The sequence below is a fragment of the Gordonia lacunae genome (genome assembly GCF_002149015.1).
GTDB lineage: Bacteria > Actinomycetota > Actinomycetes > Mycobacteriales > Mycobacteriaceae > Gordonia > Gordonia lacunae.
This window is the reverse complement of sequence record NZ_NGFO01000015.1, coordinates 20,956-46,138: the sequence shown is the minus strand read 5'-3', so window position 1 is coordinate 46,138 and position 25,183 is coordinate 20,956. Positions and strand designations below refer to the sequence as shown.

Here is a 25,183-nt window from a genome sequence, read left to right as displayed (position 1 = left end):
CATCAGATCATCTTGACCTGTCGGGCGGGCGATGTAGAGCGACCAGTTCATTGAGATGAGTCGCCGCCTCGTATAACGGTGTCGCGGACTTGGAGGCGATCGACATCACGACAGCCCCTTCGATCGTCATGACGATCGTCGCTGCGAGCGTGCCTGCGGTGTGCGGATCGATGTGATCTGATATCAGCCGCTGCGCGATCACCTCACGCCACTTGCCGAAGATCCCCACGGCAACCGCGGTCGCCTCGGGAGCTGTGTGCTGCCCTAGGGCAGCAGCCAATACGGGACAGCCGCCATCGAAATCAGACTCGGCGAGCATGGATGACCACATGTTGGCGAACGCGACAATTGGATCGTCTCGTTCCATCACCCCGCTGATCGCCGCGGTGATCGCCTCGCCCATGGCCATCGTTGTAGCGGTCACCAGTTCAGACTTTCCGCCCGGGAAGTTCAAGTAGATCGAGCGTCTGGCCACCCCGCTGTCTTCAAGGATGTCAGCGATGCTGGTTGCGGCAACCCCCTTACGACGCATCAACCCCGCCGTGGTCGTGATGAGCTGATCGCGAACCGCCATCGAGATCCTCCGTCCGCGTTGCGATCTCCTGAATGTGACCGCCACCTTGCTTGTAGACCGAGGATTCTACTACGCTAGTGAAGTAGACCATTAGGTCTACTGGCGCGGTGGAGTGTGGCCCCGGCCAGACCATCGACGAACCGGGATGAACCGCTGATGACATCAACAGAATTCGCCGCCGCTACTGTCACGGTTGAGCGAGACGGGCACGTTCTCCTCATCGGCCTCAATCGACCAGAGAAGCACAATGCATTCACTCGTGAGATGATCTCGGACCTGTCTCGCGCGTACGCGCTGCTGGAGTCGGATGACGACCTGCGGGTCGGAGTCCTGTACGGCCATGGCACCCACTTCACAGCCGGACTCGACCTCATCGATGTGGCACCGTTACTGACGAGCGGCGCCAGCCCTTTTGCTGCAGGGGGGCGTGACCCGTGGCGGTTGGACGGCACGTGGACGAAGCCGATCGTGGCCGTTGCGCACGGTTGGGCGATGACCTTGGGCATCGAGTTGCTGCTCGCTGCCGACATACGAGTTGCCGCTGGGAACGTGCGGTTCACCCAGATGGAAGTGCGCCGCGGGATTTATCCGTTCGGCGGTGCAACGTTTCGTTTTCCTCGCGAATGTGGTTGGGGTAATGCCATGCGCTGGATTCTCACCGGGGACGAATTCGGTGCGGAGGAAGCGCAGCGAATCGGACTCGTTCAAGAGGTCGCCGACGACTTCCGCCAGGCTCTCCAGCGCGCGAAGGACATTGCCACCACGATCGCGACCAGTGCCGCGCCCCGAAGCGTCCAGTCGGTGTTGGAGTCGGCGCATGTCGCGCGCCAGCGTGGTGACCAGGCCTCGATCGACCGGCTCCTGCCTACCCTGGGTGAGCTTTTGACCACCAGCGACGCAGCCGAAGGTGTGCAGTCGTTCGTGGAGCGACGCCCCGCGGTCTTCACCGGTCACTGACCGGGTGCCCGGCGCAGGTGTACCCCTATGATCAAAGCTCGAACAGTCCCGCTGCGCCCATACCACCGCCGACGCACATGGTGACGACGACATACTTGGCTGAGCGGCGACGGCCCTCGTGCAGCGCGTGGCCGACCATACGGGCGCCACTCATGCCGTAGGGGTGTCCGATCGCGATGGCGCCGCCGTTGACGTTGTATTTCGCCGGGTCGATTCCCAACGTGTCCCGGCAGTACACCGCCTGCGAGGCGAAGGCCTCATTGAGTTCCCACAGGTCCACGTCGTCTATCGATAGACCGTGCTGCATCAGCAGTTTCGGGATGGCGTGTATCGGACCGATACCCATCTCGTCGGGCTCGCATCCAGCTACCGCCATTCCCCGGTATACGCCGAGCGGCTCGAGGCCTCGCCTGGCGGCCTCAGCGCCTTCCATCAGCACCAGCGCCGCGCCACCGTCGGACAACTGCGAGGCGTTGCCCGCCGAGATGGTGGCAACGTGGCCGGGGCGATTCGGCAGTACCGCGCGGAGCCCAGCCAGTCCGTCGGCTGTGGTTGAGGGCCGGTTGCCTTCGTCGAGGGCGAGGGTGAACGTCTCGGCAATCGGGACGCCGTCGGCACCGGGGACCACCGTGGTTCCGGAGAAGGGCACGATCTCGTCGGCGAACAGTCCGGCGTGTTGGGCAGCTGCGGTTCGTCGTTGAGATTCGAGTGCGTACTCGTCCTGTGCTTCGCGTGAGATGCCACAGCGCTCGGCGACGTTCTCGGCGGTTTCGAGCATGGAAATGTATATGTCGTGCCCGTTCTCGATCAGCCACGGGTCCTGGGTCCGGAAGGTGTTGCGGTGCTTGTTCTGTACCAGGCTGATCGATTCGACGCCGCCTCCGACTGCGATTCGCAGACCGTCGGTCACGATTTCCTTGGCTGCGGTTGCAATGGCCATCAGCCCGGAGGCGCACTGGCGGTCAAGGCTCATTCCGGGCACAGTGACCGGAAGGCCGGCACGCAGAGCGGCTTGACGTGCCACGTTGTATCCGGTGGAACCTTCCTGCATGGCACAGCCGAGGATCACGTCGTCGACTTCGCCTGGTTCCAGGTCAGCACGTGCCACTGCGGCTTCGATGGCGTGGGCTGCGAGCGCCGGGCCCGAGGTGTCGTTGAAGACGCCTTTATGGGCGCGCCCGATGGGGGTTCGGGCGGTAGACACTATTACTGCTTCGCGCATTGGATTGCGCCTCCTTGGCGGACTTGTTCGGAAGGTGTGACGCCCTTCTTCGACGGAAGGGCCGCGTCGAGCGGGGCGACGACTGGTGAGCTACGAACTGCTTTGGGGCAGAAGGAAGGTGGGAGAGCATGGTTGCTAGCTGGTGAATGGGCATCCGTGCGCCGCACTGCCGATGTCGGTGTCGACGTGCTCGACACGGTATGTCGCGGGTGCCGCTGCCGGCAGTCATTGTGTCTCTGCCGAGAACTCCGGCGGCCGTGGGCGAACTGTCGACGCGATCACTGCGGCCGCGACTGCGGGAAGTGCAAATGCGGCCAACTGCCAGCTGTACCCGGCGCCGGCAGAAATTACGTATCCGCCGTAGGTGGGTCCGGCGATCGCGCCCAAGCGGCCGACCCCAAGTGCCAGGCCCACCCCTGCTGCACGGCACGTCGCCGGATAGCTCGAGGCCACCCAGGCGTTGAGCAGGATCTGCGTGCCCACGGTGCCCGAGCCGGCGACGACGACCAGAAGACAGGCGACCAGAGTCGGCGGTTTGCAGATCAAACCGAACAGGGCAAGTCCAGCGGCCAGAAATCCCGCGACAATGATCGCCTGCACGCCGAAGCGGTCGGCGAGCCAACCACCGGAGAGGGTTCCGATGAGCCCGCCGATGTTGAGCACCAACAGAAAGGTCAAAGCCGCTGCCACGGAGTACCCGGCACCCCCCATCAACTTCGGAAGCCAGGTGACGGTGCCGAAGATCAGTAGCAGGCAAATGACCATCAGTGCCCAATAGCTCAGCGTGGTGCGGGCGTTCGCCGCCTGGAACACCTGCGACAGAGCTATCTTTGGCGCTTGGTCGGGAGGCGTGACCATCGGCAGACCGCGGGGTGCACCTGCGGGAGCCTGTGGAAACAGCAACCACAGTGCAGGGATGAGCAGGATCGCCGGGAGCGCTCCCGCCCAGAACATCGCGTGAAATCCGAGCGTGGGAATGAGCCACACAGACAGCAGGCCGGCTGCGATTCCGCCGACAGAAGTGCCGGCGAAGCCCAGCGAGACCGCCCGGTTGCGCCATGCCGCTGGAGCGAACTCGACAATGGCTGCGGTAGCGGTCGGCATGAGGAACCCAATGCCGACGCCAACGGCAAACCGGGAGACGGCGAAGACCTCGTAGTCCCTGGTGGCCGCGCACACCGTCATCGCGGCCGAGAAGACTGTCACGGAGATCAGCAGCGTACGGCGTCGGCCCATCCGGTCGCCGAAGGAGGCCGCGAGCAGAGCACCAGCAAGCATCCCGAGTCCGAGGATCGAACCGAGCCAACCGATCTCCGAGGCGGTGAGACCCCACGGCTCGTACTCGAGGAGCGAAGGAACAACAGTCCCGTACATCACAACGTCGTAACCCTCGAGTACCAGTGTCAGCAAGCAGAGGATGGTCACGACGCGGGAGTTGTCGGCGGTCATCCGGGGAATCGCTCGTCGAGCCAGTCGCCGATGTCGACTGCAGCGAGGCCGGCGCCGGTGGGCTCACCGGGTCGGATCGGCCCGCCGAAATGTGTACCTGGCACGTGCTTGTGCACCACGTCGTCGGTTCCGAGCGCAGCGACCATTCGCCGCGCGTCGTCGGGGAAGCAAGCGACGTCGCCAGTGAACTCGACGAACAGTGTCGGTGAGTGCACGCCGGGCGCGCAGCGGAAGAAGTCGGCGTTCGTGTAATTGGCCGACCAGGTTGACAGCCATGCCTCGGGAGTGACCAACCGTGCAAAACCGATCAGGCCATAGTTCGTCACGTCGGGACGGTGACCGAACAGCGAACCGTACGGACGGTCGTTCGGATCGATCGACAAGTCTGTGAACCTCAGGTCAGCATCGGTGCGGTAGACGGTCAGCAACCGAGGTGCGAGTGAAGCACGGCGGTCGACGACGTCCCCGAATCGCTTGAAACGCGCGCGCGCCTGTGCGGCCAGTGCGACACGCGCCAGCGCCTTGTCGTCGATCCGGGAGATCCGCTCGGCCTGCGCGGCTCGATACTGCTCGATGAACGTGGCCGTGTATCGCGCTGAACTCGGTGGGGTGGCGAAACCATTGGTCGTCGAGAACGGATCGAGATCGGGCCTCACCGAGAGCGGGTCCGACTCGTCCGCGACGGAGGGGTCGATCACGCGGAGCAGTAGGTTTCCCTGCCCCGGGTGTGGAGCAAGGAAGATGGCACCATCGGGTGCTGGCATGTCCGCGGACGCCAGATCGATCTTGCGGCCGGCCGGGGTTGTCGAGATCCTGTCTGCGGCAACCAAATTAGCCTGCTGGTGATAGAATGCGAACAGAGTGCCGCCGCCCGACTGGCCGAGCGAGACGCGCCTGGAGAAGCCCATGTCCCGGAGAAAAACCTGACCGGCGGCGACATCGAGCAAGGCCTGCTCATGGATCAGATTGAGATCGTTGTTGGTCGAACGGGTCCCCTGAGTCCACACCGCGAAGCCGCGGGCGACCAACTCCGGCACAAGCACGTGATGACTTGTGTCCATGCGCGGGTGCATGATCGACACCACGGTGGTGGCATCGGGGAGCATGCGCAGCAGACCGTGGACCTTCGCGCCGTCGATGGTTGTCAACTCGTGCGCTGTGGTGACCGTGTTCGCCGGGAGGGCGGCGGATTCGATGAAACGCCCTGCCCCGAGACGCGTGGGAGTGGATGCACTCATCGCGACTCCAGGCGCAGTGCGTCCTTGTCCCATTGAGTGATCTTGGCGGATAGAAGACCCGCGATGCTGCTGTACCAGACGGCATGGCGGGCGTTGGTTGCGCGCCGATCGATCACGATCTCGCCCGGAGCACAGACTTTGAAGTACGGTCCCACGCGCTCGACTGTGACGGTGTTCGAGTCGGCAGCCACGGCTACGATCGGCCGGTTTTCTGGAACGTCGAGAAGGAGAACTGAAGTCATCGGGCCGGAACCTCCGTGGTCTCGGCAAGTGCGGGCTGCTCACTCGGCCACTTGTCGGCGCGTTCGACGATGAGTTCGGCTTTGCGCACCAGCAGGGCATCCATGGACGGGGTTGGACCGGCGACCACGTCGAGGAGAGCGTCGATGGTGAGATTCGCGTCGAGGTCTTCTTGTGGCGTGACCGGGCGCAGGGAACGGGTGATCTCGATCATGTAGCCGTTGGGATCGTGCGTGTAAATCGACTCGATGGTTTCGTGCTGGACCTTCATCTCCACCGGCCATTCGCTTGCGTCGAGTCGGCGATGGTACTCGTTGAGGTCGTCCTCGCTGTTGACGTGGATGGCGAGGTGGCGTGAGTGGATGAAGAAGCTCGGGACGTCTGCGGAGAATTTCGAGTACACGTCGCCCTGGGGGCCGCCTGCAAACTCGGTGAGTCCGAAGTAGTAAAAGAACGCGAGGCGGTCGTTGTTCCCGATGTCGAAAAAGAAGTGAATGAAGTCTGGATGGTTGTCTGGGCCCCACCCGGCGGCGCAGATCGAGTGCACCACAGGAAATCCGAGTGTGTCTCGGTAGAACCGCACGGTTTCTGCGGGATCAAAGGTGGGGTAGGCGACGTGGTCGACGCCTTGAACCAGGTGCTGGTGGCTGTCAGGCATAGCGGTGTTCCTTTCTAGGGTTGTACGGGCGTGGTCGTGCGAAGGAGACTGCCTGCGCCCTGGATGTTCACGTCGAGGCCGAGGCTGCGCAGGATGCTGTACGCGCCGGCAGTTGCGGCGGATATCACAGGTAGGCCGAACTCGTCCTCGGCAGGCTGTACAAGGCGCAGCGACGGCATCTGTACGCAGCAGCTGATTACGAGTGCGTCCAGGCCGGTTCGGTCGATCGAGCGGGCAGCCTTCATCACGTCGTCGCTCGCAATGCGTCCGACCTCGTTGTTGTCGGCCACCTCCAGCGCGCACCAGTCGGGGATGTCGAAGCCCTCAGCCTCTAGGTATCCAACGACCTGCCGGGCAAGCGGCCTCGTGTAGGGCATGACGAGGGCAATTCGCTTGGCGTCGAGCGCTTTCAGCGCCTCGACCAGGGCGCCCGCGCTGGAACGAACTCGTGCATCGGAGCCTCCGGCGGCCAGCTGCTCGGCGACGGCGGACTCCACGCGCTGGTGCTCGCCAGGCCCGCCCGCCATGATCGCTACCAAACACGCGTAGAGGATGACTTCGGGCGACGCGTCTCCGACCTCCAGAATGCAGCGTTCACGCTGGGCGTTCATCGCTGCGAGGCCAGCCGGAGAGACGGTGTTCATGCGCATCCGGGTGGCGTGGAAGGAAAACTCCGCTGTGGGATGGCGACTCAAGATGGCCGGCATCTCGGTCTCGACGGTGATGTTGCTGCTCGGCACGACGAGTCCGATCCGGTGAGTCCTCATGGCCGCCTTTCCTCTGCGTAGACGTCGAATATTAGGCATATATGTCGACAGTGTCAATCATTAATGCTGGTCAGCGGGTTTTAGCCTATCGCTTGACTTTATCGTCTCAGTAGACGAATAATCAGCGCAAGAGCCGAGTGGTGATGTCCGTCACCATGGGGTCCGCTCTAAGAAGGTGAAGGCACATGGCTTACGTAATCGGAGTGGACGTCGGCGGCACGTTCACTGACGCCGTCCTCGACAACGGCGAAGGGGTGATCGTGGCGGGGAAGACTCCCTCGACCCCTCAGGACTATTCCGAGGGAGTCATGGACGTGCTGGGCGTGCTCGCGGAGCAACTCGGTGTGCAAGTGTCGGAGATGTTGGCAGACACACACCACATCGCGCACGGAACCACGTCGTCGCTGAACGCGCTGGTGATGAACAACGTGCCGGATATCGGCTTCCTCACCACCAAGGGCCACCGGGATTCGGTGTTCATCATGAACGTCGAAGGCCGCTATCTGGGTCGTGCGCCTGAGGAACTGCAGAATCCTCTCAGCCAGAGCAAGTCTCACGGCCTCATCAAGAAGCGCCATGCGATCGAGGTCACCGAGCGCATCGATCGCGACGGCCGAGTCGTCGTCGCTCTCAACGAGGACGAGGTCCGTGAGGCCATCGGTGTTCTGGTCGCAGAAGGTGTTTCCGCACTTGCCGTGTCGCTGTTGTGGTCATTCCGCAATCCGGCGCACGAGAAGCGCATACGCGAGATCGCCCACGAGATAGACCCCAGCCTGTTCGTCGCGATTTCCAGCGAAGTGTCGCCTCGCATCCGGGAGTTCGCGCGCAACGCCACCACGATCATGAGCACTCAGATCGGGCCAGGGCTCCGCGACTACCTCGGCGAGTTGGAGGGCAAGCTACGAGCCGAGAAGCTCTCTGGGCCACTGTTGGTCATGCAGAGCAACGGTGGCGCCATCACCGCCTCCGAAGCCCCAGGGAACGCCATCTCGACCGTAGGCTCGGTCCTCACCGGTGGCGTGGTCGGTTCGGTGTCCCTCGGTCGACAGCTCGGCCATGAGAACATCATTGCCACGGACGCCGGCGGCACCACCTTTCTCGCGGGCCTCGTGGTCAACGGTGAGCCAGTCCGTTCGTCGACCACGATCATCAATCACCACCCGATCAACGTGCCTACCCTCAAAGTGCATGCGATCGGCTCCGGCGGCGGCGCAATCGCCTGGATCGACGCCGGCGGCAACCTGCAGATCGGCCCACACAGCGCTCAGGCCGTTCCCGGGCCCGCCTGCTATGGCAATGGTGGAACCGAGCCGACCAACACCGACGCAAACCTAGTGCTGGGCATCATTCCCGAGCGTGGATTGCTCGGCGGCAGACGCTCTCTTGACGTGACCCTGGCTCGCGCTGCGATCCGCACTCGCATCGCAGAGCCGCTGGGCCTCTCGGTGGAGGACGCGGCGGCCGCGATCTACGAGGTCCAGAACGCGCAGACCGGAGACCTCCTGCGCAAGACCGTGGTCGAGGCGGGACACGATCCGCGCGACTTCATCGTGTACGCGTTCGGCGGTTCCGGCCCTGCCCACTGCGGGCTGTACGCGCAAGAGATCGGCGCGACCGACGTAGTCGTTCCGTTGGGCCAGGTCGCCTCTGCGTTCTCCGCATACGGTCTGGCGTCGTCGGACATAGTACTGGCCAAGGAGCTGTCCGATCCGGCGACGCTTCCGCTTGACCCGGCGCGGGTACAGAAGAATTTCGAGGAGCTCGAGGCCGCTGTCCGCGAATTGTTGGACCGCCAGGGCATCCAGTTCTCGGCGGTCGAGATCGAGCGCGAAATCGACATGCGCTACTCGATGCAGCTCGCCGAGGTCGCGGCGGCGATCCCGGGCGGCGAACTGGGCGCCGAGGATGTCGCCGACGCTGCAACCCTTTTCGAGACCCGTTACGCCGAGCTCTACGGCAAAGACAGCGGCTTCCGGGAGGCGGGTATCCAGGCCATCACCTACCGCGTGCGTGGAACCGGCATCCTGCCGTTCACACCAACATTGCCCGAACTGAAACAGGCAGACTCGGCAGATCCGTCGGCAGCCCTGACAGGCATACGCAAAGTGTGCCTCGGCGCCGCCCGCGGCTACGTCGACACCCAGATCTATGACTACACCCAACTCCGCGCCGGTCACGTCCTCCGTGGCCCCGCGGTGATCGAGGTGCCGACCACCACTGTCGTGGTCCCAGACGACACCACCGGAACCGTGGATCGCCTCGGGAACCTGCATATCGCCATCGACCGGGCGTGAAGACTAAGGAGAAGCTTCAACCATGACCGCACCAATCCCCGGCTCCGATGTCTTCACCAGTCGGCCCCTCGACCCGGACGCGCTCAGTCGGGCCGTCGGCGCACACATCGAGTTGCACACCGTTACCCAAGAACAAATCGACTCCGTTGACCCGCTCACCTACGAAGTGATCCGCCACCGACTCTGGTCGGTGACCGACGAGATGGGCGAGGCCCTCAAGCGGATGTCGGGATCGCCGATCGTGACCGACGCCAACGACTTCGACTTCGCCGTGAGCGACGAGGTGGGCCAGGAAGTCCAGGTCGGCCTCTACAACACCATGCTCGTCGGAGCGGTTGACCTTGCGATTTACTGGACCCTCGAGAATCGGGCGCAGAACCCGGGCATCGGCGAGGGCGACATGTTCTTGTGCAACGATCCCTGGGTAGGCGGCGGATTGCACCAAAGCGACGTCATTGTCTACCAGCCGGTCTTCCATGACGGCAAGCTGTTTGCCTGGACCAGTGCCATTTGCCACGAGCCCGATCTCGGTGGCTCCGGTATCGGCTCCTACGATCCGGCGGCCAAGGACGTCTTCTCCGAGTCCGTGCCGACTCCTCCGATCAAGGTTGTTCGTGATGGCATCCTGCAGCGCGATGTGTCCGACGCCTGGGTTCGGCGTTCGCGTGTACCGATGCTGGTGGGCCTGGACCTCCGTGCCAAGATCGGTGCCAACACCGTGGGTCGCAATCGCCTCCTCGCGGTGATCGAGCAGTACGGCGCGGACACCGTCAAGGCAGTCATGAAGCGCATGATGAACGACGCCGAGTCGCGCCTTCGTGCCAAGCTTTCCGCGCTGCCCGATGGGACGTGGCGGGCTACTGGTTACCAGGATCAGGGGTCGCTCGGCGACCGCGGACTCCACAAGATCACCGTTGCGATGTCGAAGGACTCCGATCGCCTGTCCTTCGACTTCACCGGCACCGACCCGCAGACGGGCGTCATCAACTGCACCTACGCGGGCATGCGGGGCGGGGTGATGTTGGCACTGTTGCCGATCCTTGCAGGCGACATCCCATGGTCAGCCGGCGGTCTCATGCGCTGCTTCGATTTGATCGCCGAAGAGGGAACGATCAACAACGCCAGCTTCCCGGCTGCCGTGAGCCGCGGGCCGATCGGTCCGGCGTGGCTCACGGGCAACCTGGTCGCGGAGTGTCTGTCGCAGATGCTCGACCGCGACATCGAGTTGGGTACCAGCGTCCAGGCCTCGTGCTGTGGCACGTGGGACACCGCCGTCCTCGCCGGTCTCGACGAGCGTGGCCCGCAACCAGTCCCATTCCTCGACGTCGTGATGGAACCGATGGCCGGTGGGTACGGTGCCCGGCCGGTCGCTGACGGTATGGACACCGGTGGTCTGTTCTGCATCCCGATGGGTCGTATTCCCGACACTGAGATGACCGAGTTCCTCTATCCGCTGCTCACCTTGTGGCGACGCGAGGAGCCCGACTCCGGGGGGCCTGGTCGTCAGCGCGGCGGAGTGAGTGCCTCGATCGCTGTCACCCCGTACGGCAGCAGTATCCCGATGATGCTCGCCTTGGCCTCCGCAGGAAAAGCGGTGGCGCAGAACGGCGGATTGGCCGGCGGCCAGCCCGGTAACACCGGCGTCGAGGTACTGGTCCGCGATGCTGGCGTTGAGGAGCTTCTGGCCGACGGCAGGCTCCCTGGCAGGCTTGACGATCTGGTCGGCCGCTGCGAATACGGCACGAACTACGCCGAGACCTATCTGGCTCCGGGCGAAGTGCTGTACATGCACTGGCAGGGCGGGGGCGGCTACGGCGACCCCATTCGTCGCGAGCCCGCGGCGGTCGCCTACGACCTTGCCAACGGCAAGGTCACGATCGAGGGGGCGCGCATCAATTATGGCGTCGTGTTCCACGACGGGGAGGTCGACGAGGCCGCCACGGACTCCCTGCGCGCGCACATCATCGACCAGCGCCGCGAGCGCTCCGAGACACCGTCCGCGCCGGCGGACACAGTGGATCTACGGAGTTCGCGCCGCATCGACGACAATCTGGCCGAAGTGCGTGTGGGTGACGCTCGAGTCATTGCGTGCGCGCACTGCGGCCGGCGACTTGGCGACACCAAGTCCGGCCACCTCGCCCTGGCGAAATACGAGGGCCCGTCAAACCAGGCCGGCCCACAGGTGACGTCCGCGCCATCGGAGTACATCGACGCCAAAGTCGTGTTCCGGCAGCAATGCTGCCCCGGCTGCTGGTCGGCCGTCTACTCAGGCATCGTGCCGGCAGATCATCCCGATCACGCCGGCGAGCTGACCATGCTCCTTGCCGCCGCGCCGACCGAGTGAATCGAGGACAGAGAACGTGACTGCATCAAATTGGGGCGGACGTCTCATTCATCATCCCGCGGATCGCGCCGCCCAGTACCGTGCCAGCGGGGAGTGGAGCGATGTCCCGCTCGGCGCGCAATTGCACGAATCCGCCACCCGCCACGCGGACCGCGCCGCGCTGATCACCGTCGAAGGCGCCCTTACCTACCGCGAACTCGACACGCGCAGCGACCAGATCGCCGCCGGGCTCGGAGGACTAGGTCTCAAGCCGCTCGACCCAGTGCTGTTCCAGGCCACGAACCGCCAGTCAACCGTGCTGGCTTGGTACGGCGCCATCAAAGCTGGTCTGATTCCGGTGGCAACCCTGGCGCAACATCGCATGCACGAAATCGGCCACATCAGCCGTAAGGTCGGCGCGAAAGCGCACATCGCCGAGGCGGGTTTGAAATTCGACCTCGTCGAGTTCGCCAGAGACGTTGCCAAGAGTCACGACACACTCGGCACAATCCTCACCATCGGGGCGCAAGCGGCCACCGAGGACACGTACCGGATCGAAGACCTGGGGGGCGACATCCATCCCGACGCCGCGAGGGCATTCGTCGAGGACGTCGAGAGGGAAACCGATTCGGAGGACGTCGTCGTCTTCCAGCTATCGGGCGGGACAACCGGCCTGCCGAAGGTGATCCCCCGAATCCACGCCGAATACTGGAACAACGCCCGCATGTACGCAGAAGCACTGGGGTGGAATCAGTCCAACGTCCTCGCCCACATCACTCCAGTGATCCACAACGCCGGGATCACCTGTTCGCTGCACGGTGCGCATTCAGTGGGAGCCGCCTTGATATTGGCCAATCCTGATGTCGGACCGGCGTTCGCGCTGATGGCTGGCCACGGCGTCACCGATATCGGTATCGGTGTCGGCCACTATCAGGCGCTGCTCACGCCAGAGTTCGATCCCATCCTCCGTACGCTCAAGCGGTCAATCCTCTCCGGAGCGAAAGTGCCGCCAGAGGTCTTTCATCGAGTCGATGATGGTGCAAACCGTTGGGCCGGACAACTTTTCGGCATGTCCGAAGGTATGTTCCTCGTGAGTCGACCCAACGACCCGGAGTCGTTGCGAACTACGACGGTCGGTACACCGATCGGCCCATCGGACGAGTTCCGCATCCTCGAGCCGCACAGCGAGGCGGAAATGCCCGACGGCACCGTCGGAGAGCTGTGCTGCCGCGGCGCTTACACCATCCCCGGGTATTTCGACGCACCAGACCACAACAGAATCGCCTTCACCTCCGATGGCTTCTTCCGAACGGGCGACCTCGCCGCTGTGCACCTGGCTGATGGTCGGCGACACCTTTCCATCGAAGGACGGATCAAAGACCTCATCAACCGCGGCGGCGAGAAGATCAACGCCGAGGAGGTCGAAGTGCTGCTGATGAAGCACACCGACATCGCGGTCGCATCCGTGGTCGCCATGCCTGATGTGCGGCTAGGGGAGAAGGCGTGCGCCTTCCTCGTGTCGGCAACCGGTGCAACGCTGAGTGTCGCCGACGTGCAACAGCACATGAGCAGGTTGGGTGTCGCCAAGTACAAGTGGCCCGAACGCCTGGTGTGGGTGCCTGAACTGCCAAAGACCAATGTCGGCAAGATCGACAAAAAGCGACTACGTGCCGAGGTGGCAGCACAACAGGAAACAGAACTGACCGCTGAGGGAGTCGGGAAGTGAAGCTGGACAGCATCGCGGTTCTCGGCGGGGGACCCGGGGGACTGTACGCAGCCCGACTACTCAAGCTCAGCCATCCCGACGCGGTGGTGACGGTCTACGAGCAAAGCACGCCGGATAGCACTTTCGGCTTCGGAGTCGGCCTCGCCTCGCGGACACAGCACAACTTACGCCAGGCCGACCAAGACTCGCTCAACGGCATCGTCGCCGCGGCGTACGGACACGAGGCCTCCATGCGCGTCGGTGACAACGAGGTGCACCTGTCGTCGGGCGAAGTCCTGGCCATTGGACGTACCGAGCTGTTATCGGTTCTGCAGGCCTTCGCGCGTGGCGTCGGCGTCAACCTGCGTTTCAGTGATCGCCGCGCAGTAGCAGACCTCGACGCGGACCTCATCGTGGCCGCCGATGGTATATCGAGTCCCACCCGAACCGGCCTGACCGACGACTTCGATCCGTCGATCGCGAAAGGCGACGGGCTGTACCTGTGGTGCGGCACCGACTTTGCGCTTCCTCGCGCGATCTTCGTCCCGGTAACTACCGAACATGGCACGTTCGTGGCGCACGCCTACCCCTATGCCAAGGACCGCAGCACGTTCCTCATCGAAACCGACGAGGCGACGTGGAAGCGCGCCGGATTCGATATATCGACTGAGGAGACGCCGAACTCGCATAGTGATCAGGTGTCGCTCGACTATCTGCAAGAGGCGTTCAAAGAAACTCTGCAGGGGCATCCATTGATCGGCAATCGCACAAAGTGGACTCGATTCCGGACTATCCGGTGCCGCAGGTGGCACACGGGCAACGTGGTGCTCATCGGCGACGCGGCGCACACCGCGCACTACTCCATCGGCTCCGGGACCAAGCTGGCCATGGAGGATGCGATAGCACTCGACAGGTCTCTCCTCGAGGCGAGCGCACTAGACGAAGCCCTAGAAAACTATGAGACCGCGCGACGCCCCGCCGTTGAGCATCTGCAGGCCATCGCCGAACGGTCGATGGCCTGGTGGGACTCGTTCCCGGAACGACTGGACCTGCCAGTTGCACAATTGATGGTGGCCTACATGACACGCGCAGGCAAGGTTTCCGTAGAGCGTTTTGTCGAGTCGACGCCGGACGTCGCCAGGCCGGGCCTCGCCGCGTACGCGAACGTTGATGCTCTCGAGGTCCCGTCCGCGCCTGAAGTCACCGCGTGGGTCCTCGGCCGACCACTCGAGTCGAGTGGCCGGCGCTTCACTGATCGTCTGGCCCCGCCACGGTTGCGCACCGCCGCCGACACCGTGGCGGTCGAGGTCACGGTGCGCCCGTGGTCGGAAGACGCGAGAAAGCTGGTCGAAAACCTCCCGTCGGCGAGGGCGTACTGGCTTACCGGACCCGACGACCGCGAGACGGTCTACGACCGTTTCGACATCGGGGAGCGCATTCGACGCACGACTGGCGCGCTGGTGGTCGCGGAGGTACCGGTCGGCTTCGAAGGTGATGCTGCAGGTGCACTCGTCAGCGAGCGGATCGACCTCGTGGCGTTTTACAGGGCAGACTAGCGTTGGTAGTTATGACGCCGTCTTCCACCGACTCGGCCCCCTCTGCTCGCCGGCGCCGGGGGCGGCCGAATGTCCGCCGCGAACTGGTCGAGCGGGAGATCAAGGAGAACGCAGCACGCCTGTTCGCTGAGCGCGGATTTGCAGGCACGACGTTGCAGGACATCGCCGATGCCACTGGGCTCACCCGTCAGGCCGTCTATCACTACGTCGACAACAAGGACGACCTCTTCATCCAGTTGGTCACCGAGATCGCTGGGCAGCCTGCACAGCTGCTGCACGAGATCAATGCGATGTCTGATCTAAGTCCTGCCGACAAGCTACGGCGCATGGCGCGGTCGATGGCACTGCACCAGATGGCTCATGGAGATCGATTCCGGCTGCTGATTCGATCCGAGGGAGATCTGCCCGACCACCTGGCAAAGTCCTACGCCTCGAGCCGTCGCCGAGTGCTCAGGGAGCTGATCAAGCTGATCGAGGCTGGTGTCGACGATGGCACCTTTCGCGCCGTCAATGCCCGCACCGCTGCTCTCGGTGTGATTGGCATGCTGAACTGGATCGCTTGGTGGCATCTGGATGGCCGCGAGGATCAGGTCGCAGCGAACGACCTCGCCGAGATGGTGGTGAAGAGCGTCCTCGGCGACGATTCCCATCCGACTCCTCCGACAGTCGAAGGGATTCTCGCGAACGTCCACCTGGAGCTCGACTTGGTTCAAAAACTCGCGGACGCACAATCCGACCCGACCACAACGGCGTAGAGCGCCACTCCGGTCAAATCGCTGAAGCGATCATGGTCTCAACGTACTCTTCGCACGGCCTCCTCGTATCCGACCATCCGGAGGGCGAGTTCGACATAGCGCGCGGCCAGGGCTTCGGGATCGGCGTAGGTGTTCGATGGGAACCATCGGCTCACGTCGACGCCGAGGGAGGTGATTGCCAGTGTTGCCGCCTCAACATCCAACGGATCGAATTCGCCTGACTCCGAACCAGTTTCGATGATCAGACGGAATGCGCTCGATGTCGACCGGCGGAGGTCGGCGATGAGTGCGTGGTGCTCGGGAGACAGGGAACGTAGTTCGTACTGGACGACCCTGGCCAGCGCGTGGTTGTCCGCGTGCCACGCGACGTAAGCGGCGACGGTAGTGGAGAGGCGGGCGGCCGCAGCGGCACCAGGATCGTCGGCTCCGGTGACCGCGGCGAGTGCGGCGCGGTGGCCTTCGAGGCTGATCGCGAACAGCAGCGATTCTTTCGTCTTGTAGTGCGGATACACGGCGCCTGGGCTGAGCCCGAGCCGGGCTGCGATCTCCCGTGTGGTGGTGGCGCCGTAGCCCTTGGCGGCGAACGCCTCGGCGGCGGCCGCCCGAATTCGTGCGGCGGCTTTCGAGGGCCCCAGTGCCTCGACTGCGGGGGTGTGTTCGGCGCTCATTGTGACTCTTCCGTCGCTCGGGGTTGACAGGTTTCGGGCCGTAGGGCGACTATATGCGAGCGCATATAAATATGCGCTCGCATAGTTCGGTCTGAATCCGCGAGTCCCCGCTCGGGCTGAGCTTTCGACACCGGCCAGGTCCGCCGGTCACACCGGTTGGACTATCAGACAGGAATTCTGCATGGGCAACATAACCTTCGACTTCACCGGCAAGTCCGTCATCGTCACCGGCGCTGCTCGAGGTATCGGGCAGGCGCTTGCAGCGCACTTCGTCTCGGCCGGCGCGACGGTGTTCATGGTCGACTTCGACAAGGACGAACTGGAGTCGGCCGCTCGCGAGATCGGTGGCATCGCCGTCGCCGCCGATGTCGGCGCTACCGAGGACGTGGACCGGGTCGTGTCGACCGTGGTCGCCGAGACCGGACGGGTCGACATCCTGATCAACAACGCCGGAATACTTCGGGACAAGGTGCTGTGGAAGCTGACCGACGACGATTGGGACCAGGTGCTGCGGGTCCATGCGGGCGGCACGTTCAAGTTCATCCGGGCATGCGCACCACACTTCCGGGTCCAAGAGTTCGGTCGGATCGTGAACATCACCTCCTACACCGGACTGCACGGCAATCGCGGCCAGGCCAACTACGCCACCGCGAAGGCCGGGATCATCGGGCTGACGAAGACCGCCGCCAAGGAACTGGCCGCGTTCGGCGTCACGGTGAACGCCATCTCCCCGAACGCCGCGACACGGATGACGGCCTCCATCCCGGACGAGAAGATCGCCGAACTCACGGGCCCCATCTCCCGGTTCGCCGACCCCTCCGAGATGGCTGATGCCATCGCCTTTCTTGCTTCCGAGGAGGCCGGGTACATCACCGGCGTCGTTCTTCCGGTCGACGGTGGGGTGTCGATGTGAGCCGGCGAAGCCGTTCGGGGGCGCGCTCATGATCGATGTACTGTCCCGCCGCGACCTCGACTTCCTGCTGTACGAGTGGCTCGACGTGCCCGCGCTGACCGCCCGGAAACGCTTCGCCGAACACTCGCGAGAGACCTTCGACGCCGTCCTCGATCTGAGCGCCGAACTAGCACAACGGCTTTTCGCGCCGCATAACAAGATGGCCGACGCGCAGGAGCCGACAATGCGTCCGGACGGCTCTGTGGCCATGATCCCGGAGGTGAAAAAGGCACTCGATGCTTACGCGAGGTCGGGGTTGATCGCTGGGCCGTTCGACGAGCAGATCGGCGGAATGCAACTGCCGACCACGGTCGCGCGCGCCTCGATGGCCTGGTTCCAGGCAGCTAACGCCGGCACTGCCGCATATCCCTTCCTGACGACTGCGAACGCCAACCTGATCGCCGCGCATGGGACCGATGAGCAGGTCGAGACCTACGTTCGTCCGATGCTCGAGGGGCGGTGGTTCGGCACGATGTGTCTATCGGAGCCCGATGCCGGATCGTCGCTCGCCGACATCACCACCCGCGCGATCCGTGCCGACGACGGCAGCTATCGGATCACCGGGACGAAGATGTGGATCTCAGGCGGAGACCACGAGCTCACCGAGAACATCGTGCACCTCGTCCTGGCGAAGACGCCCGGTGGCGGACCGGGAGTCAAAGGCATCTCCCTGTTCATCGTCCCTAAGTTCCTGCCCGCGCCCGACGGCGGACTCGGCGAGCGCAACGACATCATCCTGGCCGGGCTCAACCACAAGATGGGCAACCGCGGAACGACCAACACGTTGCTCGTCTTCGGAGACGGAAACCATTCTCCAGGTGAGCAATCCGGGGCCGTCGGCTTTCTGGTCGGGGACGAGCACCGCGGTCTGTCGTACATGTTCCACATGATGAACGAGGCCCGGATCGGCGTCGGATTCCTCGCGACATCGCTCGGCTACGTCGGATACCGCAAATCGGTGGAGTACGCCCGTACCCGGACGCAGGGCCGCCCCGTCGGGGCCAAAGATCCGTCGGCGCCACCGGTTCCGATCATCGAACACGCCGATGTCCGCCGTCTGCTCCTTGCCCAGAAGGCGTACGTCGAAGGCGCACTCGCGCTCGGCCTCTACTGTGCGGCACTCGTCGACGAACAAGACACCGCCAGCGACGCCGCCTCGGCAGCCGAGGCGGCGTTGCTCCTCGACGTCCTGACGCCGATCGCGAAGAGCTGGCCGTCGCAGTGGTGCCTCGAGGCCAACAGCCTGGCGATCCAGGTGCATGGCGGGTACGGGTACACCCGCGACTACGACGTCGAACAGCACTACCGCGACAACCGCCTGAACCCGATTCACGAGGGAACACACGGAATTCAGGGACTCGACCTGCTCGGCCGGAAGGTCGTCATGCAGGGCGGCGCCGGATTGCGGCTGCTGGGCACGCGGATCGCGACGACCACGAGCCGTGCGCGTGGGGTCGGCGTAGATCATGCCGACGACCTCGACAAGGCCTGGCGTCGCATCCTCGACGTCACCGAGGCCCTGTGGGCCGACGGTGAGCCGACTGTCGCGCTGGCGAACTCGTCGGTGTACCTCGAGGCGTTCGGACACGTCGTCGTGGCCTGGATGTGGCTTGAGCAACTGCTCGTCGTCGGCGACCAGGCCGACGACTTCTACCAGGGCAAGCGAATGGCCGGACAGTACTTCTTCGCTCACGAACTGCCGAAGGTCGGACCCCAGCTCGACTTGCTGGCCAGTGGCGACCGGACCGCATCCGACATGAACCCACGCTGGTTCTAGAACAGGAAGTCTCATGACGAACGTGCTCGACAAGTTCCGGCTCGACGGCCGTGTGGCTTTGGTGACCGGCGCCTCGTCTGGCCTCGGAGTCGCCTTTGCCGAGTGCCTTGCGGAGGCCGGTGCCGACGTGGTGTTGGCAGCGAGGCGACTCGACAAACTCGACGAGACGGCGGCCCGGGTTCGGGCTGCCGGTCGCGCGGCGCTGCCGATCGCCACCGACATCGCTGACCCGGATCAGTGCACTGCCTTGGTCGCCGCGGCGATGGCCGAATACGGACGGATCGACATCCTCGTCAACAACGCCGGTGTCGCGACCGCTCACCCGGCGACCAGGGAGACTCCTGAACAATTTCGCTCGGTCGTCGACATCAACCTGAACGGAGCCTACTGGGCCGCTCAGGCATGCGGGCGGGTGATGGAGCCGGGAAGCGCCATCGTCAACATCGCCAGCATTCTTGGGATCACCACCGCGGGACTCCCGCAGGCCGCGTACAGCGCGAGCAAGGCCGGGCTGATGGGACTGACCCGTGACCTCGCCCAACAGTGGGGCGCACGCAAGGGCATTCGAGTGAATGCCCTCGCACCGGGGTTCTTCGCGTCAGAGATGACCGAGCAGTACCGCGACGGTTATCTCGACGGCCTCGCGCCCCGCATGTTGCTCGGGCGGCAGGGCGACCCGCGTGAACTGGCCGCTACCCTCATCTGGCTGGTCTCCGATGCCTCCGGATACGTCACAGGGCAGGCGATCACAGTCGACGGCGGTGTCACCATCACCTGAGAGCAATGAGTGTGATCGCGGCCGCTGTGGTCGCGGTCGACCGAAACCAGACGATGATGGGGATGGAGTGACAGCCGCACAGTTCGGAGGCGCGGTTGTACGTGGATAGGTGGGAGCGTGCGCCGCAAGCGCACCGGACCGTCGCCCGACATCCGGTGCCGACCATGCCCTGCAGCCGACGCGCCGGCCATCGCTGCGACGCCGGCGACCCAGGAGTCGGCGGCATGACCTGACAGTCGTGGAGCGGTGTCGGAAACGGTTCAGGCCGAACGGTTCCGCACCAGTCGCCAGTGATTCTTGCCGTCGGCGCGGCGATAGGCGAGCTCGTCGAGGACGTTGATCGCGATGGCCAGGCCGCGGCCGCGCTCGGCGAAGTCGTCGGGCAGGCTGATCGCGTCGAGATCGACACGGGCGGGGTTCCCGTCGTCGGAGTAGCGGGCCTCGACCCGATCCGGTGCGACCTCGAGTTCGAGGCGCACCGTGACCGTGGATCCCTCGCCGGCGTGCTCGACGACGTTCGCGCCGATCTCGGCGACCGCGAGCTCGAACTGCATGGCGTCCATGTCGTCGATCGGGCACTCGGCGAGCAGGTCGGCGAGCAGTGCGTGGATGTGATCCAACGTCTCGAGGGAGGTGGTCTCCTCGAGGGTGCGGGTCGCGGTGTTCTCGGTCATCGCCGTGGCCTCGATGTCTCGGTTGGCGGGCCTGGACCCGTCAGGCCCCGTCGAATGCGGAATCGGCGGACGGGTGAACGCGGAGAACACGATTGAGGTTGGTCAGCTCGAGCACGGTGACCACCTGCGGGGTGGGGGCGGCGATCCGCAGATCACCGCCGGCCTGGCGCGCCACCTTGAGGCCGGAGACGAGTGCGCCGAGCCCCGAGGAATCGATGAAATCGGTACCGGACAGGTCGACGACGATCCGGGACGAACCCGATCCGACCAACTCGTGCAACTGGTCTCGCAGTCGGGGGGCGGCAACCATGTTGAGCCGGCCTTCGGGCCGGATCACCACGGCACCGCCGTCCACACTGCGGGTCGCGAAGTTCGCCATCACTGCCTTTCCTCATCGGGACCGCGGTACCGCACCGCGGTGATGACAACGCTCAGGATCACCAGATCGAACAGTACCCAGAACAGGTTCACGCCCACACCGAGAACGGAGATGGCACCCCGATACAGCTGCACGATGCCGATCACCGATGCCACCACCAGCAGCGCCATCGCGATCAGCTGCGGCCGAACGATGTGCCATGGCAACGCATCCTGGGACTGTTTGGTCTTCGGGGTCACGGCGAAGCCGAGTGGGCGGTTCATGTACACGTTGCGGAATGCGGTGGTGCAGGCCTTGATCCACACCGGGAACAGCGCGAGGCTGTACTGCTGGCCGCGCCACGTCGGCGTGCCTCGGGCGACCACCAGGAACAGCAGTTGATTGATCACCAGGAACGGGATGAGTCGCAGGAAGAAGTCCCAGCTGTAGGCCTGGACAGGCAGGATGCCCAACACCAGGTAGACCACCGGGGCCGCGATGTAGGCGATGGCCGCGAACCCGGCGAGATAGCTCCACATGGTGGCCCAGTACATGAGGCGCTGGGTGAGCGTCAGGCCCTTCTGGACCAGCGGGTTCTCGCGCAGCATCACCTGGATCGTGCCCTGCGCCCACCGGAGCCGTTGCGTCACCATCGTTTTCAGGTCTTCCGGCGCCAGGCCGAAAGCGAGGTTCTCGTGATGATAGGCAGAGTTCCACCCGAGGGCGTGCAGACGCATGCAGGTCGCCATGTCCTCGGTCACCGAGATGGTGGCCAGCGGAAGCATCGGCTGGGCCTCGTCGGATCGCCCGACGTCGACGGCCTCGACCATCGCACGGATCGATTCGATCGCGCCCAGCGGAGACCATTCGCGCTCGGCGAGGACGGCGAGCGCGTCGTAGTCGACGGCGCCGGCCCCCGGCTCCTGCTCGCTCAGCTCGGTGAGCGCCTCGATCGCCTCCAGGTCGGCGCGCATGGCCTCGACGTCGGCATCGGCGAGACCGCGCGCCGCCTCGTCGACGCGGGTCTGGAACCGGTAGGTGATGTCGGCGAGCGGTTCCTTCTTCTTCAGTTGTGCCCGGGCGTCTCTGACCGCCGCGTCGACCGCGTCGAGGGCGGCCGAGGCGGTGGTGTTGTCGCGGCCCACCTGCTTGCGCGTCGACTTGAGGACCGACCGCGCGGTGCGCAGGGCGCGGTCGATGCCGTCGGAGACGGCCGAGACGTACTGGGTGATGCCGAGCTGCATCAACGCCTCCCGGCGCAACACGGCATTGGAGCCGCAGAAGAACGCGGCGTTCCACCCGTCCTTGCCCTGCTGGATCGGGCCGTAGAAGAGCGGCGCCTGGCTGCCGAGCGGGTCCGAGGGTTGCACGTTGACGAAGTACTGCGGGGTCTGGACCAGGGCCATCTTCTCGTCGTGGAAGTACCCGAGGGTCCGGTCGAGGATCTGCGGTTCAGGGATCTGGTCGGCATCGAGGATGAGCAGGAACTCGCCCTCGGTCTGCATCAGCGCGTTGTTGAGGTTGCCCGCCTTGGCGTGCCGGGGTTTGTCCAGCCAGTTCGACGATCTCGTGATGTACCCGATGCCCGCCTGTGCCGCGGCGTCGGCGATCTCGGGGCGATCACCGTCGTCGAGGATCCACGTGGTGTGCGGATAGGTGATCGCCTTCGCCGCGATCGCGGTCTTCATCACCAGGTCGAGCGGCTCGTTGTAGGTGGTGATGAAGACATCGACCGTGGCGCCCTCGGGTGGGGGAGGCGGGTCGGGGCGGTGCTGCAGCCGCCACATCGTCAGACCGAACAGCAGGGAGTCGATGAGGCTGTAGGTCTCGGCGACGACGAGCGGTACCGCGATCCACCACGCGTCCCAGTTCACCGAGGCGAGCCAGCGCCACACGATGTAGTTGAGCCCCAGGATCGCGGCGGCGACGATCAGCAGTCGCAACCACGGCGACGGGGCCGTCCGCGCGAGGGTGGCCTCCTCGACGCTCTCGCTCATGCGGTCTCGTCTCGCCGGATGGCCAGGACGGTCACATCGTCGATCGGCGGTCGAGAGGCCACGAGTTCGGTCACCATCGAGCACACGTCCGACGGTGTGGCGGTGTCGTCGAAGAGTGCGCGCAGCGCCGCGTCGTCGCCGGCGGGCAGCAGGTCGAGCAGTCCGTCGGAGGTGATGACCAGCATGTCGCCCGGGCCGAGGTCGACCCGAGCAGTGTCCCAGGTCTCGTCGCGCAGGATGCCGATCGGCAGACCGCCGCCGTTCAGCGACTCGACGCCGCCGGTGCTGCGGCGGACGACCGACAGACCGTGGCCGGCGTCGACGTACTCGAGCCTGCCGTCGTCGGTGTGCAGCCGTGCGTGGAATGCGGTCGCGAACGTCTCGGTGCCGGCGAAGTCGTCGGCGAGCTGATCGGCGACCGTGCCCACCACCTGTCCGAGGTCGGTGTCGGTCGCGTTCCGGGCCGCGGCGTCGAGGGCACGGGATGCCGCGCGGATCGCGGAGCGGACCGTCGCGGTGAGGATCGCCGCGCCGAGACCCTTGCCCATCACGTCGGCGACCGTGAACACCAGGCCGTCGGTCCAGGGATAGTGGTCGTAGAAGTCACCGCCGACGGCGAAGGCGGGCAGGCACATCGCGGCGATCGACCAGCCCGGCACGGTCCCGAGCGGCGGTGGCAGCAACTGGCGCTGCACGAGCGCGGCACGTTCCAGGTCGTCGGTGTTCGCGATCTCCCGCTGTGCCCATGCGGCGAGCTCCCGGAATGCCGCCTGCTGCTCGGTGGTGAGTTCGCGCGCCTGTGTGTCGTAGAGACAGAACGTCCCGACCGGATGGCCGCCGGGACCGTACAACGGGTACCCGGCGTAGAAGCGGATCCCGCCGTCGGCGGCGACTTGGGGGATCTCGGCGAAGGCCGGGACCTTCGAGACGTCCGGGATGATCAGGGCCGGATCCTCGGGATGATCGTAGGCGCGGGCCACGGTCACCTGGCACACCGTCTGTTCCCGCGGCAGGTTCTGCAGCTCGATGCCGTCGACCGCCTTGAACCACTGGCGATCCCGATCCAGCAGCGACACCGTCGACATCGGTACGCCGAACACCGCTTTCGCCATCCGGGTGATCTGCGCGAAGCGATCTTCCGGCGGTGAGTCGAGCACGTTGAGCTGCTGCACCGAATGCAGTCGTGCCTCTTCGAGGTCGGCATCGATGTGCGCGTCCACCAGGGTCACCTCAGTCCCGCTTTCTCGAGTGCGCGCGCCATCGCGGCGCCCGCTGCGGCCGTGCTGCCCAAGCCCCAGTCCGCTTCTTTGTCGTGGTCGAACCAGACGAAGCCCGTGACGTCGTCGGCCTCGTCGAGGTAGGTCACCAGGTCGGCGATCCACTCGGCCTTCGACCCGCCGACTTCCGCCGATCCGACCTCGGTGACGAGGATCGGCTTTTGCGGGGACAGGACGCGGAGCTGCTCCAGGGAGCCGGCGAACAGCTCGTCCGGGGAGGTCCATCGATGGCCGGGCACCGCGCCCCAGTTGTAGCCGTCGACTCCGAGGACGTCGACGTAGTCGTCACCCGGGTACCAGCGGGACAGGGGGGCATCGTCGGCGAGTGGGACGTTCGGGGCCCACACCCATTTCACGTTGCGCGCGCTCTTGGACGCGAAGAGATCGTGCACGTGCCGCCACGCGGCGATGTAGAGCTCGGGAGATGTCCCGCCCGCGGGGCTCCACGGATACCAGTCGCCGTTCGGTTCGTGCGCGAACCGCAGGTAGACGACCTGGCCCCAGGCGCGGAGTTCATCGGCCCAGCGGTACAGGTAGTCGTCGTGGACGCCGGCCACGATCGAGGACATCGAGAACGCACCCCGGTCGTAGTCGGCGCCACCGAGATGTCGCCAGGGCTCCCACGTGACCACGGGCTCGGCGCCTGCGGCGACCACCGCATCAAGCGCGGCGATCGGCGGGATGGCGGTGAAGTCCTCGAAGAACAGGTTGACGGTCGGCCGGACCCCGACCAGCTCGGTGACGGACGCGACCTCGGCCGGTCGGAGCGGGCCGCTCGGGGTGCTGACACCGAACCGCAGACAGTCGCCGGCCGGGCCGGACAGCGGCGAGATCGTCGGCGGGCACTCCCGTGGCGGTGGGGTGCAGGCGACGACCCCCATCGAGCCGACCATCACGCCCAGAACCACGGACACGATCGTCCATCTGGGTACCCCACCCATCGACCGCTCCCATCGCCATGCAG

At 65.0% G+C, this 25,183-nt stretch carries 22 protein-coding genes; 9 read left to right on the top strand and 13 right to left on the bottom strand.

Annotation, left to right across the window (positions count from 1 at the left end; genetic code table 11):
* Positions 1-7 precede the first annotated feature (7 nt).
* Entirely contained in the window at positions 8-574 is a 567-nt protein-coding gene (locus CA982_RS14075) for a TetR/AcrR family transcriptional regulator (protein ID WP_086535936.1), read from the bottom strand.
* Between the two features lie 156 nt (positions 575-730).
* Between CA982_RS14075 and CA982_RS14070 the strand changes: the two genes are divergently transcribed.
* On the top strand, positions 731-1,531 hold the full coding sequence (locus CA982_RS14070) for a crotonase/enoyl-CoA hydratase family protein (RefSeq protein ID WP_086535935.1): 801 nt from the start codon (positions 731-733) through the stop codon (positions 1,529-1,531).
* Positions 1,532-1,562: 31 nt separating this feature from the next.
* On the opposite strand, the gene CA982_RS14065 is transcribed toward CA982_RS14070, so the two are convergent.
* The 6 genes from CA982_RS14065 to CA982_RS14040 all read right to left on the bottom strand — a co-directional run bounded on the left by CA982_RS14065 (position 1,563) and on the right by CA982_RS14040 (position 7,105).
* Positions 1,563-2,753 carry an acetyl-CoA C-acyltransferase gene (locus tag CA982_RS14065; RefSeq protein ID WP_086535934.1) on the bottom strand — a complete coding sequence of 397 codons (1,191 nt, stop codon included), beginning with the start codon at positions 2,751-2,753 and terminating at the stop codon, positions 1,563-1,565.
* A gap of 225 nt (positions 2,754-2,978) precedes the next feature.
* Complete coding sequence (locus CA982_RS14060) at positions 2,979-4,202, bottom strand: MFS transporter (RefSeq protein WP_086535933.1); 1,224 nt, start codon at positions 4,200-4,202, stop codon at positions 2,979-2,981.
* Positions 4,199-5,440 carry an alpha/beta hydrolase gene (locus CA982_RS14055; RefSeq protein ID WP_086535932.1) on the bottom strand — a complete coding sequence of 414 codons (1,242 nt, stop codon included), beginning with the start codon at positions 5,438-5,440 and terminating at the stop codon, positions 4,199-4,201. Before CA982_RS14055 ends, CA982_RS14060 begins: the two co-directional genes overlap by 4 nt.
* Positions 5,437-5,682 (bottom strand): hypothetical protein, encoded by a 246-nt coding sequence (locus CA982_RS14050; protein ID WP_086535931.1) that lies wholly within the window; start codon positions 5,680-5,682, stop codon positions 5,437-5,439. Before CA982_RS14050 ends, CA982_RS14055 begins: the two co-directional genes overlap by 4 nt.
* Positions 5,679-6,338: a VOC family protein gene (locus CA982_RS14045; RefSeq protein WP_086535930.1), complete on the bottom strand. Its 660-nt coding sequence runs from the start codon at positions 6,336-6,338 to the stop codon at positions 5,679-5,681. The genes CA982_RS14050 and CA982_RS14045 overlap by 4 nt, the downstream gene beginning before the upstream one ends.
* Positions 6,339-6,352: 14 nt before the next feature.
* A complete protein-coding gene (locus tag CA982_RS14040; protein ID WP_086535929.1) occupies positions 6,353-7,105 on the bottom strand; it encodes a maleate cis-trans isomerase family protein in 753 nt (250 codons plus the stop codon).
* Between the two features lie 185 nt (positions 7,106-7,290).
* On the opposite strand from CA982_RS14040, the gene CA982_RS14035 reads away from it, so the two are divergent.
* The 5 genes from CA982_RS14035 to CA982_RS14015 are packed head-to-tail and all read left to right on the top strand — an operon-like array spanning position 7,291 to position 15,738.
* Positions 7,291-9,399 (top strand): hydantoinase/oxoprolinase family protein, encoded by a 2,109-nt coding sequence (locus CA982_RS14035; RefSeq protein ID WP_086535928.1) that lies wholly within the window; start codon positions 7,291-7,293, stop codon positions 9,397-9,399.
* A 22-nt stretch (positions 9,400-9,421) separates the two neighbouring features.
* Positions 9,422-11,743, top strand: a complete 2,322-nt coding sequence (locus CA982_RS14030; protein ID WP_086535927.1) for a hydantoinase B/oxoprolinase family protein — start codon at positions 9,422-9,424, stop codon at positions 11,741-11,743.
* Positions 11,744-11,759: 16 nt separating this feature from the next.
* Complete coding sequence (locus tag CA982_RS14025) at positions 11,760-13,448, top strand: (2,3-dihydroxybenzoyl)adenylate synthase (RefSeq protein ID WP_086535926.1); 1,689 nt, start codon at positions 11,760-11,762, stop codon at positions 13,446-13,448.
* The gene (locus CA982_RS14020) at positions 13,445-14,983 is read left to right on the top strand and encodes an FAD-dependent monooxygenase (RefSeq protein WP_086535925.1); all 1,539 of its coding nucleotides are present in this window, start codon (positions 13,445-13,447) and stop codon (positions 14,981-14,983) included. Before CA982_RS14025 ends, CA982_RS14020 begins: the two co-directional genes overlap by 4 nt.
* 11 nt (positions 14,984-14,994) lie before the next feature.
* Positions 14,995-15,738 carry a TetR/AcrR family transcriptional regulator gene (locus CA982_RS14015; protein ID WP_086535924.1) on the top strand — a complete coding sequence of 248 codons (744 nt, stop codon included), beginning with the start codon at positions 14,995-14,997 and terminating at the stop codon, positions 15,736-15,738.
* Positions 15,739-15,776: 38 nt separating this feature from the next.
* On the opposite strand, the gene CA982_RS14010 is transcribed toward CA982_RS14015, so the two are convergent.
* A complete protein-coding gene (locus CA982_RS14010) occupies positions 15,777-16,406 on the bottom strand; it encodes a TetR/AcrR family transcriptional regulator (RefSeq protein WP_086535923.1) in 630 nt (209 codons plus the stop codon).
* Between the two features lie 181 nt (positions 16,407-16,587).
* Between CA982_RS14010 and CA982_RS14005 the strand changes: the two genes are divergently transcribed.
* From CA982_RS14005 to CA982_RS13995, 3 genes are read left to right on the top strand one after another with little or no spacing between them, the layout of a single operon-like run.
* Entirely contained in the window at positions 16,588-17,319 is a 732-nt protein-coding gene (locus CA982_RS14005; protein WP_086535922.1) for an SDR family NAD(P)-dependent oxidoreductase, read from the top strand.
* A gap of 28 nt (positions 17,320-17,347) precedes the next feature.
* A complete protein-coding gene (locus CA982_RS14000) occupies positions 17,348-19,135 on the top strand; it encodes an acyl-CoA dehydrogenase (protein ID WP_086535921.1) in 1,788 nt (595 codons plus the stop codon).
* A 13-nt stretch (positions 19,136-19,148) separates the two neighbouring features.
* Entirely contained in the window at positions 19,149-19,913 is a 765-nt protein-coding gene (locus CA982_RS13995; RefSeq protein WP_086535920.1) for an SDR family NAD(P)-dependent oxidoreductase, read from the top strand.
* Positions 19,914-20,173: 260 nt separating this feature from the next.
* Here CA982_RS13995 and CA982_RS13990 read toward each other — a convergent pair whose 3' ends face one another.
* Genes CA982_RS13990 through CA982_RS13970 form a run of 5 tightly spaced genes read right to left on the bottom strand, consistent with a single transcriptional unit; the run spans position 20,174 to position 25,160 of the window.
* Positions 20,174-20,587: an ATP-binding protein gene (locus tag CA982_RS13990; RefSeq protein ID WP_086535919.1), complete on the bottom strand. Its 414-nt coding sequence runs from the start codon at positions 20,585-20,587 to the stop codon at positions 20,174-20,176.
* Between the two features lie 40 nt (positions 20,588-20,627).
* Positions 20,628-20,966: an STAS domain-containing protein gene (locus tag CA982_RS13985; RefSeq protein ID WP_004019580.1), complete on the bottom strand. Its 339-nt coding sequence runs from the start codon at positions 20,964-20,966 to the stop codon at positions 20,628-20,630.
* Complete coding sequence (locus CA982_RS13980) at positions 20,966-22,942, bottom strand: glycosyltransferase family 2 protein (protein WP_086535918.1); 1,977 nt, start codon at positions 22,940-22,942, stop codon at positions 20,966-20,968. The genes CA982_RS13985 and CA982_RS13980 overlap by 1 nt, the downstream gene beginning before the upstream one ends.
* Positions 22,939-24,171, bottom strand: a complete 1,233-nt coding sequence (locus CA982_RS13975) for a PP2C family protein-serine/threonine phosphatase (RefSeq protein ID WP_086535917.1) — start codon at positions 24,169-24,171, stop codon at positions 22,939-22,941. Before CA982_RS13975 ends, CA982_RS13980 begins: the two co-directional genes overlap by 4 nt.
* A complete protein-coding gene (locus CA982_RS13970) occupies positions 24,168-25,160 on the bottom strand; it encodes a glycoside hydrolase family 26 protein (protein ID WP_086535916.1) in 993 nt (330 codons plus the stop codon). Before CA982_RS13970 ends, CA982_RS13975 begins: the two co-directional genes overlap by 4 nt.
* Positions 25,161-25,183 lie beyond the last annotated feature (23 nt).